Origin of the sequence: Enterococcus sp. DIV1375a (assembly GCF_051712205.1) — a bacterium.
Taxonomy (GTDB): domain Bacteria; phylum Bacillota; class Bacilli; order Lactobacillales; family Enterococcaceae; genus Enterococcus; species Enterococcus faecalis.
In genome coordinates, this window is sequence record NZ_JBIOOM010000001.1 from 1273579 (window position 1) to 1289665 (window position 16087).

The window sequence follows — 16087 nt, forward strand, 5'->3', positions numbered from 1 at the left end:
GAGGTGATGAGGGTGCAACTACGTACAAATGTGAAACATTTACAAGGGACTCTGATGGTTCCTAGCGACAAATCGATTTCCCATAGAAGTATTATGTTTGGAGCGATTTCTTCTGGAAAAACGACGATTACAAATTTTCTAAGAGGCGAAGATTGTTTAAGTACCTTAGCGGCGTTTCGTTCTTTAGGTGTGAACATTGAAGATGACGGGACGACAATCACCGTTGAGGGGCAAGGATTTGCAGGCTTAAAAAAGGCGAAGAATACAATTGATGTTGGAAATTCAGGGACAACAATTCGTCTGATGCTGGGCATTTTAGCTGGCTGTCCCTTTGAAACGCGCCTAGCTGGTGATGCGTCTATTGCCAAACGACCAATGAATCGTGTAATGCTTCCTTTAAACCAAATGGGAGCGGAATGTCAAGGGGTTCAGCAAACGGAGTTTCCGCCAATTTCTATTCGCGGGACTCAAAATTTGCAACCGATTGACTACACAATGCCTGTTGCAAGTGCTCAAGTTAAATCGGCTATTTTATTCGCTGCTTTGCAAGCCAAGGGCACTTCTGTAGTAGTTGAGAAAGAAAAGACACGTGATCATACAGAAGAGATGATTCGACAATTTGGTGGGACGCTTGAAGTAGACGGTAAAAAAATTATGTTAACTGGACCGCAACAATTAACAGGTCAAAATGTGGTAGTTCCTGGTGATATCTCTTCTGCAGCTTTCTTTTTAGTTGCGGGTTTAGTAGTCCCAGATAGCGAGATACTTCTGAAAAATGTTGGCTTAAATCAAACGCGGACAGGTATTTTAGATGTGATTAAAAACATGGGTGGTTCCGTCACTATTTTAAATGAAGATGAGGCCAATCACTCTGGCGATTTACTTGTAAAAACGAGTCAATTAACAGCTACAGAGATTGGTGGCGCTATTATCCCACGTTTAATTGATGAGTTACCGATTATTGCTTTGTTAGCTACTCAGGCTACTGGCACGACAATCATTCGAGATGCAGAAGAATTGAAAGTCAAAGAAACCAATCGGATTGATGCAGTAGCGAAAGAATTAACAATTTTAGGCGCCGACATCACGCCTACTGATGATGGCTTAATTATACATGGACCAACTTCTTTACATGGTGGAAGAGTTACCAGTTATGGGGATCATCGTATCGGGATGATGTTACAAATTGCTGCATTACTTGTAAAAGAAGGCACTGTTGAATTAGATAAGGCTGAAGCAGTTTCAGTTTCTTATCCAGCATTTTTTGACGACTTAGAACGTTTAAGTTGTTAACGAAGGAGGATAACGAACCATGGAAAGCATTGTTTTAATTGGTTTCATGGGTGCGGGTAAAACAACTATCGGCCAAAGTTTGGCCAATAAACTAAAGATGCCTCATCTTGATTTAGATACAGCGTTAATTGAAAAAATAGGACGCTCAATTCCTGACTATTTCGAAAAATATGGTGAAGCAGCTTTCCGAGAACAGGAAACCCAACTTTTAAAGGAGCTGTCAAAAAATACAGCCGTCCTTTCAACTGGGGGCGGGATTGTTGTCGGACCAGAAAATCGTAGCTTATTAAAATCTTTTCAGCAAGTGATTTATTTACATGCGACACCAGAAGAGCTGTTAAAAAGAATCGCAGAAGATACTGAAAACCAACGCCCCTTAGCTATAGAACGTTCTTCAAAAGAAATCATTACTTTATTTGAGTCTCGTAAAAATTTTTATGAAGAATGTGCGAAGATGACAATTGATACGACCAATCGCTCACCAGAAGAAATTATCAATGAAATTCTGCAACAATTAAAGGAGTAGAGAAACGATGAAAGTTGGTTATTTAGGTCCGATTGGTTCCTTTACGTACAGTGCAACGTTGGCTGCTTTTCCTGATGCTACATTGATGCCGTACGCATCGATTCCAGCTTGCTTGAAAGCAATTGAACAGCAAGAAGTGGCATGCAGCATTATTCCAATAGAAAACACGATTGAAGGAACTGTTAACGCATCGATAGATTATTTGTATCATCAAGCGCAGTTACCTGTCCAAGCAGAGTTAGTTTTACCGATTCAACAACAATTAATGGTGGCAAAAGAGAATCAATCGATCTGGCAACAAAGTCAGAAAATTTTATCACATCCGCAAGCATTAGCTCAATCGCAGATGTTTCTAGCGAAAAACTTTCCAGAAGCGATTTTAGAAGCAACGCCTTCAACAGCTTACGCCGCCAAATACATTGCAGAACATCCAGAATTACCTTTTGCAGCTATTGCACCAAAACTTTCTGCGGAAATGTATGATTTGACCATTGTTGAAAAAAATATACAAGATTTATCGGTAAATCAAACCCGATTTTGGGTTCTTGGTTCTGAAAATTTAGCGATTTCTTTCCCGCTATCTGAGAAAAAAATAACGCTGGCGATTACGATGCCAAGTAATGTTCCTGGCTCTTTACACAAAGCATTAAGCGTATTCAGTTGGCGAGGGATTAATCTTAGCAAAATAGAATCGCGGCCGTTGAAAACAAAGCTAGGAGAGTACTTCTTTTTAATGGACTTAGTGAAAGATCAACCAGAAAAATTAATTGAAGCAGCTTTAACAGAACTGGAACTGATTGGCGCAGAAATAAAAATTTTAGGGGATTACCCGATCTATGTTTTGTCCACACTTTAAAGAGTTAAAAATGAAAATGAAGCTTACTTATTAGATAAAGTGAGTTTCATTTTTTATTAAATTACATATTTGTAATAGGAATTTCCTGCGAAATGAGGTATCCTAAGAAAGGTGATAAAACACAGAGGTAAAGGAGTGACACGATGAGTCGTGTAGATCGTTATAAACATATTCATGAAAAATCGAGACCAGCAGAGCATAAAAAGACCTTTAATCCCCGAAAATCAATGGGTGAACATAGAGAAGAAGAACCAGAAGAGCTAGCTGAAAGCCTTCAAGAGCCAGTTTACGAAGACAGCTATACTGAGGACAGTCGCAGAAGTGAGAGGCGACATCAAACAGATTCAGGTGGTGGCAACGGTTCTGACCAACCACCCCGCGGAAAAAAAGACAAGAAACCAAAAAAGAAACGTAAAAAATCAAAAACAAAACGCTTTTTCAAATGGCTAGTGATCCTATTGATTCTGTTATTTGCCTATAGTACAGTCATGTTTTTAAAAGGAAAATCTGCAGCAGAACATGATGACTCGTTGCCTCAAGAAAAAGTAGAAACATTTAATGGTGTCAAAAGTAGCAATGGAGCTAAGAATATTTTAATTCTTGGCAGCGATACACGTGGGGAAGATGCTGGACGAGCCGACACAATAATGGTTCTCCAACTAAATGGACCATCAAAAAAACCGAAATTAATTTCATTTATGCGTGATACATTCGTGGACATTCCTGGTGTCGGGCCGAATAAAATTAATGCCGCATACGCTTATGGCGGTGCTGAATTGGTTCGTGAAACGTTAAAACAAAACTTTAATTTAGATACGAAATATTATGCTAAGGTAGATTTCCAATCATTTGAAAAAATTGTTGACTCTATGTTTCCAAAAGGTGTCAAAATCGATGCAGAAAAATCACTGAATTTAGATGGCGTTGATATTGAAAAAGGGCAACAGGTCATGGATGGACATGTCTTACTTCAATACGCTCGCTTTAGGATGGATGAAGAAGGCGACTTTGGTCGGGTTCGTCGCCAACAACAAGTTATGTCAGCTGTAATGAGCCAAATGAAAAATCCAATGACTTTATTAAGAACCCCAGAATCACTTGGGAAATTAGTCGGCTATATGTCGACAGATGTGCCTGTCAGTTTCATGTTAACGAACGGACCATCATTGCTGATTAGAGGAAAAGCAGGGGTTGAGTCATTATCGGTTCCGGTACCAGATTCTTGGAATTTTGGTGAATCCTCTTATGCAGGCAGTATTTTAGAAGTAGATGAACAAAAAAATGCTGACGCCATCGAAAAATTCCTGAACGAATAAGGAAAGCATTTTAAAATATCCTTTTTTATGCTATATTAGAAACAACGTGGAAAATTAGTGAAACGAGGTTACAAAATGAAAATTGCTATTGTGACAGATAGTACAGCTTATTTACCCGAGCGCATTAAAGATCATCCGAATCTTTTTGTAATTCCCATCCCAGTCATTTTAGATGGAAAAATATACAACGAAGGCATTGACATTGAAGCAGATGAATATTATGCATTGCTAAATAATAGTAAAGAATTTCCGACGACTTCACAACCTGCTTTAGGAGAAGTGTTAGAGCTTTACAAATCAATCGCTGAACAAGGGTACGACACCATCATCAGCATTCATCTTTCTTCAGGAATCTCTGGTTTTGTTCATACATTGCACGGACTTACTGATGAAATCCCAGGCGTTGCTTTGTATCCATATGACTCAAAAATTACAAGTATGCCAATGGGACACATGGTAGAAGCTGCTTTAGATTTAACAGAAGAAAAAGCCAGCTTAGAAGAAATTTTTGCCAAATTAGATTTAATTCGTGACAATACGTATGCATATCTAATTGTAGAAGATCTGAACAACTTAGTTCGTGGCGGTCGCTTAACGAATGGCGCAGCCTTGATTGCTGGACTATTGAAGATTAAACCTATCTTGACTTTTGAAGATGGAAAGATTGTATTATTTGAAAAAATCCGTTCAACAAAGAAAGCTTTTGCTCGTGCAGAAAAGATTATTGGTGAACGAAACGCAGGGATTGAAGCACCAGTTAAACTGTACGTGATTCATGCCAATAACCGCATCGTTGCTGAAAAAGAACAAGCAAAATTACAAAAGCTATACCCAAATGCAGAAATTGAAATCGGTCATTTTGGTCCAGTTATCGGGACCCACCTAGGGGAAAAAGCAATTGGTTTAGCGATTTCAGCTCAATAATAAAAGATGAGACAAAAGTAAACTACTTCTGTCTCATTTTTTATTCTATTATTTTATCGTTCGCTGCTGTTACTCAGCCGAATACTTTTTGTTTATAAGAAAATGTAAAATTACTCCTTTTTATTAGAAAATATCTTGCAAATTAAGCAATTCCTTACAAAGTAATGTATACTAAGGAAGAGGAGGCGGTTAAATGAAAAGAAATATAGCCTTGTTGCAAAGCGAAAAAATGAAAAAAGTTCAAGCTTTAGCAAACTACTACCAAGAATCAATTGACTTACCGCCTGGAAAAAACCGTGAGGCGGTTATCAAAAAGATTAACGAATCAAAAAAAGAAATTAAAGAAATAAATGATATATTAACAGATATTCAAAAGAAAAAGAAATAAAGGAGTCGTTTGTGATTATCGATGGATTTACGTTATTGCTATTTTTATTTGTCGTCGTTATGTATGGTTACTTTTACTTCGTACGTAAAAGTATTGTAATTCCGGCTGCAAAACATCCTACAACAAAATATTTAGTTGCTTTTTTTAGTTTAATGATTCTGGCCAATGCATTTTCGGCAGGAGATAAAATTGAAATGATTCGAAGTGTGTTATATATTTTGATTATCTTCAGTTTTCTTTACGATGCAAGAGGTTTTGCGGAGGACTGTATTATTACGCATCCTTTTGACAATCGGGGCACGGCCTTTAAAGATATCGAAAAGATTGTCCTTGTTCAAAAGTCGAACGGTATTCGTTTAGGGTATTTAAAAAAAGGCAGAAGAGGGGTGGTTTTACGCTTTTCTGCGCCACTAGAAGAAATGGTTCTTTTTCTTTCAACACGGATGAATGAAGAGGCAGAAATTGATATTATTGTTAATGAAGATTAACCATGTTCAGCTCCTAGAAATCAGCTTTTCCCGCGTTAAGTTTTGTCTGAATTTCTTTTAAAAAAAAGAAAGCAATTTTGCTTGTACTTTTGGTAAAATTTGTTATAATTAGTCAGATTAAATTTTGGAAGGAAGTTGTTTCGGTGAGTGAAGAATTTGAAAAGTGTGTCGCTGACTTGAAAAAGAAATATCAAGCAATCCCTGAAGAAAAACGACAACACTTTGCAGAACGTATGCAAAAGAAAAATTTCTTACGCTACAAAAAAATTGAATTAATTAAAGGAGAACTTCTTCGTTTAGAAGCACGACGCGCTCAATTGGAACTTTGCGAACGCAGTTCTGAGTTAGAAGAAGTTGAAAAGAAAATTATTCTTAAAAAGAAAAAATTACTTAAATGTTTTGATCGGTAAGTCAATAAAAATTTAATATAGAAGGGAATGATAGGATGGAATTTACCTTTCTAATCATTGTTTTTGCACTGTCTATTACCTTCTCAAACATATTCAACCGGATTGTTCCCGTCATTCCGCTGCCAATTGTGCAAATTATTGTAGGCGTTCTAATTGGTTTAACTAAAATGGGGCAGGAAATTGAATTTGAGCCTGAAGTGTTTTTAGTAATGATTATTGCACCGCTTTTATTTAGAGAAGGGGAGCTAATCAATCTGAAAGCAATGATGAAAAATTTCGGGATGATTCTTTTCTTGGCCTTTTTTGGTGTGTTAATTACCTTAGTCGGAGTCGGCTGGACCCTGCATATGATTTTGCCTACTTTACCATTAGCCGCTTGCTTCGCTTTTGGAGCGGCTCTAGGGCCAACGGATGCGGTGGCGGTAGGTTCGTTATCAGGTCGAATTGACATTCCTGAACGTTCGATGAACATTTTATCTGGTGAAGGACTCATTAATGATGCATCAGGCGTTACAGCCTTTCAATTTGCATTAGCGGCTTTATTAACGGGGTCATTTTCGCCGGTGGAAGCGGCAGGGACCTTGGTTATTTCCAGTATTGGTGGAGCGGTAGTCGGAATCGTGTTAGTTCTATTAAAACAGCAAATTGTTCATTTACTTGAAACTGCGGTGGCAAAAGATGTTACAGGCTACTTGTTGATTGAATTACTCTTGCCATTTATTGCTTATTTAATTTCAGAGTTGATTGGCGTTTCTGGAATTATTGCCGCTGTGATTGCTGGAATTATGCAAGCGTCTAGTTTGAAAAAAGTTTCGCTTTTTGAAGCAGAGCTGTCAAATGTTGGCGAAAGTATTTGGAGTATGATTGAGTTCACTTTAAATGCCTTAGTTTTCTTATTCTTAGGAATTGAACTTTCTCAAGTGTTTTCGCCAATTTGGATTGACCAACAATATTCAAACTGGTTCCTACTAATGGTTGTTTTAATTATTAGTGGTGTCGTCTTTTTAATTCGTTTCTTAGCCATTTTCAGTGTTTACACGCTACAACATGGTTTTAAAAAAGTTAAAACTGCAATGAATGAAATGTTGATTTTAACATTTGGCGGTGTTAAGGGGACGGTAAGTTTAGCCACCATCTTTATTTTGCCAACAGCGATTAACGGCGAGCATTTTAAAGAACGACCGTTATTGCTATTCATTACGGCTTGTGTTATTTTGGTGACTCTGATTGGCGGGATTCTAGTTTTACCATTTTTAACTGATTCAGAGACGGAAGTGGAAAATGAAGAGTCAGTCGAAATTGATTTATTACGTGATGTCATTGATGTCTTAAAACAGCAAAATGAAGAGAATCCTCGTGGTGAAATGAATGCGGTCATTGAAAATTATCAAGATCGTTTAAAAGAATTGTATACCGAGCAGCTAAGTGCAGAACGAAAACAAGAAGTGCAAGAGTTGCGGACGTTAATTGTGTCCATTGAACGAGACGGCTTAGAAGAAAGTCTGAAACAAGGAGAAATTAGTGTCAGAAGTTATCGTATGTATCAACGCTTGATTACACGGATGCAACGGTCGATTGCCAAACAATTATTATCGATTGTAGGCTTTTGGTTATTATTTGCTCGACAAATCATTTCGATTCTTTTACATCCTAAGCTATTTTTCAATCGTGGTGAAGCTTCTGAAGAAGAAAAAGAATTACGAAATGAAGAACTAGAAAATATTCGCCAAGTTTTTCTAAGAAATTCTCAAGTTATTCTGAAGAGTTTAGATAATTTGCGCGGTGTCTATGATGATGATTTAATTGATTTCTTCATTGACGGACGCTTGGATTTAGCCCATAAGTTTGAAAAAGGCGAATTTATTGATTCGTATATTGTTCATACGGAGACAGACTATGTCAAAGACCTATTATTAGGCTTCCAAGAAGAACGACGGATGATTGATCATTACGAACAATCTGAACGCATTTCAATTATCGAAGCGAACGAGTTACGAAAAAATGTCAATTTATTAGAGAGTTATTCGATTAGCGGCGAAGTGAATAACGTTCCGCTGAAACGATTTGTTAAAAATTTTAATAAAGAATAAGTAATAGTGTATGAGATGAAACCAAGACGATTTTTATCTCATGCACTTTTTTTATAATCCAATTTTTGATACAATAAGCAAGACCAAAATAGAAGGAGTTGGTAGTGTCGGTGAAAGAATTAAAAGTAACAGATTTAACCAAAACATATGGGGAAAAAACACTATTTGATCATCTTTCTTTTTTGATTCATGAAAAAGATCGCATTGGTTTAATTGGGATTAACGGCACAGGGAAAACCAGTTTATTAAATATTATTGCTGGCGTAGATAGCGGTGATGGTGATCTTGCTGCGATTCAGCAGCCAAGTGATTATCAAATTGGGTACCTTTCCCAGAATCAAACATTTGACGAGAATATTACGATTGCAGAAGCCGTGTTTCAGGGAGACAGCCCGATCATAAAAACAGTCAAAAATTATGAATTAGCGTTAGCTGCTTTAAGTGAGAATGGTTTAGACGAAGGGGTTCAAAGACGTTACACGCAAGCAGAAGAAGCCATGAATAAACAAGATGCTTGGACAGCAGATACCAATGCAAAAATTATTTTACAAAAATTAGGTATTCCCACATTGGAAAAGAAAATAGGTGAGCTTTCTGGTGGGCAGTTAAAACGAGTAAGCTTGGCGCAAGTCTTAATTGAAGCGCCTGATTTACTGTTATTGGATGAACCAACGAACCATCTGGATTATGAAACGATTGAATGGTTGGAAAACTTTTTAAATAACTATCGTGGCGCGGTTTTAATGGTGACCCATGACCGCTACTTTTTAGATCGAGTAACCAATCGGATTTTCGAACTTTCTTTTGGAAAACTGTATGAATACAAAGGAAACTATGAAACGTATGTGATGGAAAAAGCCGAACGTGAACGTGTCGCTGTAGAACAAGAAGAAAAAAGAAAACGCCTCTTCAAACAAGAACTTGCGTGGATGCGAGCAGGCGTTCAAGCACGAGGAACGAAACAGCAAGCAAGAATTGATCGGTTTCAGGATTTAAAAGAAAACTTGCATCAGGTACAAACCAATGGCACCTTAGAAGCAGACTTTGCCACGCAGCGTTTAGGGAAAAAAGTTCTGGAAATCAAGGAAGGAAATTATGCCATTGATCATAAACAGCTTTTGAAAGACTTTAATTTACTCATTCAAGCAAACGATCGAATTGGCATTACTGGTAAAAATGGTGCAGGAAAATCCACATTATTAAATATTTTAGCTGGACGCATTCCTTTAGAGAATGGCCTATATAGTATCGGTGAAACCGTCCGAATTGGCTATTATACCCAGCAAAACGAAGAAATGGATCCTAATCAACGGATGATTGCTTATTTGCAAGAAGCAGCAGAAAAAGTGAAACGCAGTGATGGAAGCAGCGTTGGGGTCGCTGAAATGTTAGAGCGCTTTTTATTTCCTCGTTTTATGCATGGCACACTGATTGGCAAACTGTCTGGTGGAGAAAAACGCCGGTTATATCTCTTAAAATTATTAATTAGTCAGCCTAACGTGTTATTATTGGATGAGCCAACCAACGATTTAGACATTGATACGTTGACCATTTTAGAAGATTATATCCAAACGTTTAAAGGAGCGGTAATTGCGGTTTCTCATGACCGTTATTTCTTGGATAAAACAATGGATAAATTGTTAGTTTTTCAAGGAAATGCTCAGATCCTATCATTTTATGGCACAATGAGTGAATATTTGGCGAACCAAAAAGAACAAGAAAAGGTCAAAGAAAAACCGCTCAATAAACCAGTAAAAGAAGCATCGACAGAAAAGAAAGAAAAAACAAAGCTGACTTATATGGAACAAAAAGAGTGGGCAACAATTGAAGAAGACATCACACAATTAGAAACGAAATTAGAAACATTAACTGAAGAAATGAATCATCAGGGTGATGATTTTGTTCGTTTACAAGAATTGCAAGAAGCAGTAACAGCAACGGAACAATTGTTAGAAGAAAAAATGAATCGTTGGGAATACTTGAGTGAATACGCGGATTAAGAGACGGAGGGAATAAGATGGAAGAAGCATACTTAGCGCTAGGAAAAAAGATTTTAGAAGAAGGTCATTTTAAAGAAGACCGTACAGGAACTGGTACGTATAGTTTATTTGGCTATCAAATGCGTTTTGATTTGGCCAAAGGATTTCCCTTACTAACAACCAAACGAGTACCGTTTGGCTTGATTAAAAGTGAGTTATTGTGGTTTTTAAAAGGCGACACGAATATTCGTTATTTGTTAGAGCGAAATAATCATATTTGGGATGAATGGGCGTTTGAACGTTACGTAAAAAGCGCAGATTATCAAGGACCAGACATGACGGATTTTGGGCATCGTGTCTTACAAGATCCAGCGTTTGCAGAACAATACAAAGAAGAACATCAAAAATTCTGTGACGCCATTTTAAATGATGCAGAGTTTGCAGAAAAATATGGTGAATTAGGGAATATTTATGGTGCGCAATGGCGTCACTGGGAAACCAAAGATGGTAGCTTTATCGATCAATTAGCTAATGTGATTGAAATGATTAAAACCAATCCTGATTCTCGCCGTTTAATTGTTTCCGCTTGGAATCCAGAAGATGTGCCTTCAATGGCGTTGCCGCCTTGTCACACTATGTTTCAATTTTATGTAAATGAAGGAAAATTAAGCTGTCAACTTTATCAGCGCAGTGCCGATGTTTTTTTAGGTGTTCCTTTTAACATTGCAAGCTATGCTTTATTGACACATCTGATTGCGCATGAAACAGGTTTAGAAGTGGGGGAGTTTGTACACACGCTAGGAGATGCCCACTTATATCAAAATCATGTGGAACAAATGCAAGAACAATTATCACGAGAAGTTCGTTCTTTCCCAACGCTCGTTTTGAATCCAGACAAGGCTTCTGTTTTTGATTTTGATATGGAAGATATTAAAGTAGAAGGCTATGACCCACATCCAACGATTAAAGCGCCGATTGCTGTATAAAAAAGGAGAGAGAAGCTATGTTAGCAGCCATTTGGGCCCAAGATGAACAAGGAGTGATTGGTAAAGAAGGCAAATTGCCTTGGCATTTACCCAACGACTTGAAATTTTTCAAGGAAAAAACAATTCATAATACATTGGTTTTAGGACGTGCAACTTTCGAAGGTATGGGATGTCGTCCGTTACCAAATCGAACAACGATTGTTCTTACCAGTAATCCGGATTACCAAGCTGAAGGCGTTTTGGTTATGCATTCCGTAGAGGAAATTCTTGCGTATGCTGACAAGTATGAAGGCGTGACCGTTATTGGTGGAGGTTCTGTCGTTTTTAAAGAATTGATTCCCGCATGCGATGTCTTATATCGGACGATGATTCATGAAACGTTTGAAGGCGACACCTTCTTTCCAGAAATCGACTGGTCTGTTTGGGAAAAAGTTGCCACTGTTCCCGGCGTCGTGGACGAGAAAAATCTCTATGCACATGACTATGAAACGTATCATCGAAACGATAAATAATAAAATGAAGGGAGGCATGAGCAATGCCGACATTGAAAGAAAAAATTATTCAAGAGAGTCAACGTTTAGGCATCGATAAAATCGGCTTTACTCATGCTGAACCATTTATTGAATTAGAAGATTCTCTACATGAACAACGAGAGCGAGGATATAACTCGGGATTTGAACATCAAAATGTGGAAGAACGAATTTACCCAGAAAAAACGTTTGAGCATCCTAAAAGTATTATCTCCATTGCTTTAGCTTATCCCACCAAAGCTCAGGAAAAAATGCCTAGAGATGAAAAGCGTGGACAATTTGCGCGAGCCTCTTGGGGAATTGATTATCATCACATTTTGCAGGATCGGTTGCAAAAATTAATTGCTTTTATTGAAGAGCAAGCTGCCACTGAAGCAGAAAAAGAACACTGGCGCTTTCGGCCGCAAGTAGATACTGGCGAATATGTTGACACCGCTGTTGCTCAGCGGGCGGGTTTAGGATTCATTGGTAAAAATGGTCTACTGATTACCGAAGAATTTGGTTCCTTTGTATATTTAGGTGAGGTGACCACCAATATTCAATTTGAACCAGATGAACCTGTTCCAAATGGTTGCGGTGATTGTACTCGTTGTATCACAGGGTGTCCTACAGGGGCTTTGTTAGGGGACGGTCGAATGAATGCTCAAAAATGTTTGTCTTATCAAACGCAAACAAAAGGCATGATGCCTGAAGAGTATCGGAAAAAAATGCGTAACGTTATTTATGGTTGCGACATTTGTCAGCTGGTTTGCCCTTATAATAAAGGAAAAGATTTTCATTTTCATGAAGAGATGGAACCAAAGATTGAAGAAGTCTATCCCAAATTGGCACCGTTATTAACTATTTCCAATAAAGAATTTAAACAGCAATTCGGACACTTAGCAGGCTCTTGGCGTGGTAAAAAACCATTGCAACGGAATGCTTTAATTGCGTTAGCGAATTTGGGCGGCCGTGAAGCTATCCCACAAATTATTCTCTGTTTAAATGATCAGCGTCCTGTCATTCGCGGAACAGCTGCTTGGTCGTTAGGTCAGCTCGCAAAAAGAGAACCCGAGCAAAGTTTAGAAGCTTTAAATTATCTACTTTCTGTAGAAACTGAAGCAGAGGTTATCGAGGAAGCTCAAAAGGCTATTTACTTGTTAACAAGCAAAAAAGGAAGCCGCTCAACGGAGTGACTTCCTTTTTTTATTAAATATGATTGCGATATAAACCAACAACTTTACCTAAAATTGTAACGTTATCTAAAAGAATAGGAGCTAATGCATCATTTTCAGGCTGCAAGCGGATATGATCTACTTCTCGGAAGAATCGTTTACAGGTTGCTTCATCTTCATCGGTCATTGCGATTACGATGTCGCCATTATTGGCATTCGATTGCTTACGAACAATCACTTGGTCGCCATCTAGAATACCTGCGTTAATCATACTTTCTCCTCGAATCGTCAACATAAATAAAGCATTTTCTTCTGTACGTAAATCAGGAGGTAACGGGAAGAAATCTGATGCTTCTTCCACCGCTAAAATTGGTTCACCAGCAGTTACGACACCTAACATCGGAATAGTTGTCGGTTGAATCCCAATCTTTTCCAAGCCTTCTGGTGTTAATTCGATTGCTCGCGGTTTTGTTGGGTCACGTAAGATTAGACCCTTTTTTTCAAGACGAGCTAAATGTCCGTGAACGGTAGAAGTTGAGGATAAATCAACAGCCTTCCCAATTTCGCGAACGGTTGGCGGATAGCCCTTTAATTCGACTTGTTCGTATATATATTTAAGTACTTCTAATTGTCTTGTTTCTGTACGTTTCGCCAAAACCCGCACCTTCTTTCAATTGATAAAATTAGTGTACCATAAAATGCGAACGAAATCAAACAAGCGTTCGTGTTTTATAAATATCAGAATATAGTTGTTTTTTTAAGGCAGTTCTTATAATATAGACAGTGAGAGTAAGGAGGGATTTTGATGTTATCGAAAGAAAAAATTGCCCGTATAAATGAATTAGCGAATAAAGCAAAAATGGAAGAACTTAGTGCGAAAGAAAAAGTCGAACAACAAGAATTACGTAAAGAGTATTTAGAAGCATTTCGTGGAGGGATGCGTCACCATATCGAAGGAATGAAGGTCGTGGATCAAGAAGGGACCGATGTGACTCCTGAAAAACTAAAAAAAATTCAGCGTGAAAAAGGACTTCACAACAGAAAGTAATTGCTTTCATTGTCGAAATAAGCTACACTATGAATAAAGGTAAAAAAAACCTAAATTAGGAGATGATTTTTTTGTTTGACAAGACAGATCAATTGGGCGTTAATACAATCCGGACATTAAGTATTGAAGCCGTACAAAAAGCGAACTCAGGACATCCTGGTTTACCAATGGGTGCTGCCCCAATGGCGTATGCACTTTGGACAAAACATTTAAAGGTGAACCCAACAACTTCTAGAAACTGGGTTGATCGTGATCGTTTTGTACTTTCAGCAGGCCACGGCTCGGCAATGTTGTACAGCTTATTACATCTATCAGGATACAACGTAACAATTGACGATTTGAAAAATTTCCGTCAATGGGATAGTAAAACACCAGGGCATCCAGAAGTGCACCACACAGATGGTGTTGAAGCAACAACAGGACCTCTAGGACAAGGGATTGCTATGGCTGTTGGTATGGCAATGGCTGAAGCGCATTTAGCTGCAACTTATAATCGTGATAGTTTCCCTATTATGGATCATTACACGTACGCAATTTGTGGTGACGGCGATTTAATGGAAGGTGTTTCTCAAGAAGCAAGTTCAATGGCTGGTCATATGAAATTAGGTAAATTAATTGTCTTGTACGATTCAAATGACATCTCATTAGATGGACCAACTTCTAAAGCCTTTACTGAAAATGTTGGGGCTCGTTATGAAGCATACGGATGGCAACATATTTTAGTTAAAGACGGCAATGATTTAGATGAAATAGAGGCTGCGATTGAAGCGGCTAAAGCTGAAACAGATAAACCAACACTGATTGAAGTTAAAACAGTCATCGGTTACGGAGCACCAAAAGAAGGAACATCTTCCGTTCACGGCGCGCCAATTGGTGAAGAGGGCATTACAGCGGCTAAAGCTGTTTATGGTTGGGAATACCCTGACTTTACTGTGCCAGAGGAAGTCGCTGCTCGTTTTAAAGAAACGATGATTGACGAAGGCCAAAAAGCTGAAGAGGCTTGGAATGAGATGTTTAAGAACTATGAACATGCGCATCCAGAATTAGCCAAACAATTTAAAGAAGCTTTTGCCAATCAATTACCTGAAGGTTGGGAACAAGAATTACCTAAATATGAACTAGGAACAAGTGCCGCAAGTCGTGTAACAAGTAAAGAAACGATTCAAGCTATTTCAAAAGTTGTTCCAAGTTTCTGGGGCGGTTCAGCTGATTTATCAGCCTCAAATAATACAATGGTTGCTGCAGAAAAAGATTTCGAACCTGGTCAATACGAAGGCCGTAATATTTGGTTTGGTGTTCGCGAATTTGCAATGGCTGCAGCAATGAACGGGATTCAATTACACGGTGGTAGCCATGTTTATGGCGGGACATTCTTCGTCTTTACTGACTACTTACGTCCAGCAATCCGTTTAGCCGCTTTACAAAAAGTTCCTGTAACTTACGTCTTAACGCATGACTCTGTTGCGGTGGGTGAAGATGGACCAACACACGAACCAATTGAGCAATTAGCAAGTGTTCGTTGCATTCCAAATGTTCATGTGATTCGTCCAGCAGACGGTAATGAAACTGTTGCTGCTTGGAAAATTGCTATGACTTCTACGGAAACACCAACTATTTTAGTTCTAAGTCGTCAAAACTTACCTGTTTTAGAAGGAACGTTAGAACACGCTTCTGATTCTGTTCAAAAAGGTGCTTATGTATTGTCACCACAAAAAGGTGAACAACCAGCAGGGATTTTAATTGCGACTGGTTCTGAAGTAAATCTAGCAGTGGAAGCACAAGCTAAATTAGCGGAAGAAGGCATCGATGTATCTGTCGTGTCAATGCCAAGTTTTGATTTGTTTGAAAAACAATCTGCTGAATATAAAGAAAGTGTGTTACCTAAAGCTGTGACAAAACGTGTGGCGATTGAAGCTGCAGCAAGCTTTGGTTGGGAACGCTATGTAGGAACAGAAGGCAAAACAATCACAATTGATCACTTCGGCGCTTCTGCACCTGGCGGTCTAGTTCTTGAAAAATTCGGCTTTACTCCTGAAAATGTGGTTAATACCTATAAATCACTATAAATAAAGATTAAAAAACCTGAATGCTTGTGATAG

General features: G+C 38.3%; 16 protein-coding genes. 15 read left to right on the forward strand and 1 reads right to left on the reverse strand.

Annotation, left to right across the window (positions count from 1 at the left end; translation table 11 throughout):
* Positions 1 to 6: 6 nt before the first annotated feature.
* From aroA to queG, 13 genes are all read left to right on the forward strand, one after another.
* Positions 7 to 1293, forward strand: coding sequence for a 3-phosphoshikimate 1-carboxyvinyltransferase (aroA, locus tag IGJ63_RS06225; RefSeq protein ID WP_002374853.1), 1287 nt, complete (start codon positions 7 to 9; stop codon positions 1291 to 1293).
* Between the two features lie 19 nt (positions 1294 to 1312).
* Positions 1313 to 1819 (forward strand): shikimate kinase, encoded by a 507-nt coding sequence (locus IGJ63_RS06230; protein WP_002360319.1) that lies wholly within the window; start codon positions 1313 to 1315, stop codon positions 1817 to 1819.
* 7 nt (positions 1820 to 1826) lie between these two features.
* Entirely contained in the window at positions 1827 to 2675 is an 849-nt protein-coding gene (gene pheA, locus IGJ63_RS06235) for a prephenate dehydratase (RefSeq protein ID WP_081115663.1), read from the forward strand.
* Positions 2676 to 2818: 143 nt separating this feature from the next.
* Entirely contained in the window at positions 2819 to 3991 is a 1173-nt protein-coding gene (locus tag IGJ63_RS06240; protein ID WP_081115664.1) for an LCP family protein, read from the forward strand.
* A 75-nt stretch (positions 3992 to 4066) separates the two neighbouring features.
* Positions 4067 to 4915, forward strand: a complete 849-nt coding sequence (locus IGJ63_RS06245; RefSeq protein ID WP_002382324.1) for a DegV family protein — start codon at positions 4067 to 4069, stop codon at positions 4913 to 4915.
* A gap of 193 nt (positions 4916 to 5108) precedes the next feature.
* The gene (locus tag IGJ63_RS06250; protein ID WP_002357574.1) at positions 5109 to 5303 is read left to right on the forward strand and encodes a hypothetical protein; all 195 of its coding nucleotides are present in this window, start codon (positions 5109 to 5111) and stop codon (positions 5301 to 5303) included.
* 11 nt (positions 5304 to 5314) lie between these two features.
* Positions 5315 to 5791, forward strand: a complete 477-nt coding sequence (locus IGJ63_RS06255) for a hypothetical protein (protein WP_002357573.1) — start codon at positions 5315 to 5317, stop codon at positions 5789 to 5791.
* A gap of 77 nt (positions 5792 to 5868) precedes the next feature.
* The gene (locus IGJ63_RS06260; RefSeq protein ID WP_002357572.1) at positions 5869 to 6201 is read left to right on the forward strand and encodes an ACP phosphodiesterase; all 333 of its coding nucleotides are present in this window, start codon (positions 5869 to 5871) and stop codon (positions 6199 to 6201) included.
* Positions 6202 to 6236: 35 nt separating this feature from the next.
* Complete coding sequence (locus tag IGJ63_RS06265) at positions 6237 to 8291, forward strand: cation:proton antiporter (protein WP_002357571.1); 2055 nt, start codon at positions 6237 to 6239, stop codon at positions 8289 to 8291.
* Between the two features lie 110 nt (positions 8292 to 8401).
* A complete protein-coding gene (locus tag IGJ63_RS06270) occupies positions 8402 to 10291 on the forward strand; it encodes an ABC-F family ATP-binding cassette domain-containing protein (protein WP_438746105.1) in 1890 nt (629 codons plus the stop codon).
* Between the two features lie 17 nt (positions 10292 to 10308).
* Complete coding sequence (locus IGJ63_RS06275) at positions 10309 to 11256, forward strand: thymidylate synthase (RefSeq protein WP_002357569.1); 948 nt, start codon at positions 10309 to 10311, stop codon at positions 11254 to 11256.
* 17 nt (positions 11257 to 11273) lie between these two features.
* Positions 11274 to 11768 (forward strand): trimethoprim-sensitive dihydrofolate reductase, encoded by a 495-nt coding sequence (dfr, locus tag IGJ63_RS06280; protein ID WP_002360302.1) that lies wholly within the window; start codon positions 11274 to 11276, stop codon positions 11766 to 11768.
* 23 nt (positions 11769 to 11791) lie between these two features.
* The gene (gene queG / locus IGJ63_RS06285; RefSeq protein WP_002369389.1) at positions 11792 to 12961 is read left to right on the forward strand and encodes a tRNA epoxyqueuosine(34) reductase QueG; all 1170 of its coding nucleotides are present in this window, start codon (positions 11792 to 11794) and stop codon (positions 12959 to 12961) included.
* Between the two features lie 13 nt (positions 12962 to 12974).
* Here queG and lexA read toward each other — a convergent pair whose 3' ends face one another.
* Positions 12975 to 13595 carry a transcriptional repressor LexA gene (gene lexA / locus IGJ63_RS06290; RefSeq protein WP_002357566.1) on the reverse strand — a complete coding sequence of 207 codons (621 nt, stop codon included), beginning with the start codon at positions 13593 to 13595 and terminating at the stop codon, positions 12975 to 12977.
* Positions 13596 to 13745: 150 nt separating this feature from the next.
* On the opposite strand from lexA, the gene IGJ63_RS06295 reads away from it, so the two are divergent.
* Positions 13746 to 13988 (forward strand): DUF896 family protein, encoded by a 243-nt coding sequence (locus tag IGJ63_RS06295; protein ID WP_010820826.1) that lies wholly within the window; start codon positions 13746 to 13748, stop codon positions 13986 to 13988.
* A gap of 71 nt (positions 13989 to 14059) precedes the next feature.
* Entirely contained in the window at positions 14060 to 16054 is a 1995-nt protein-coding gene (tkt, locus tag IGJ63_RS06300) for a transketolase (protein WP_002360299.1), read from the forward strand.
* Positions 16055 to 16087 lie beyond the last annotated feature (33 nt).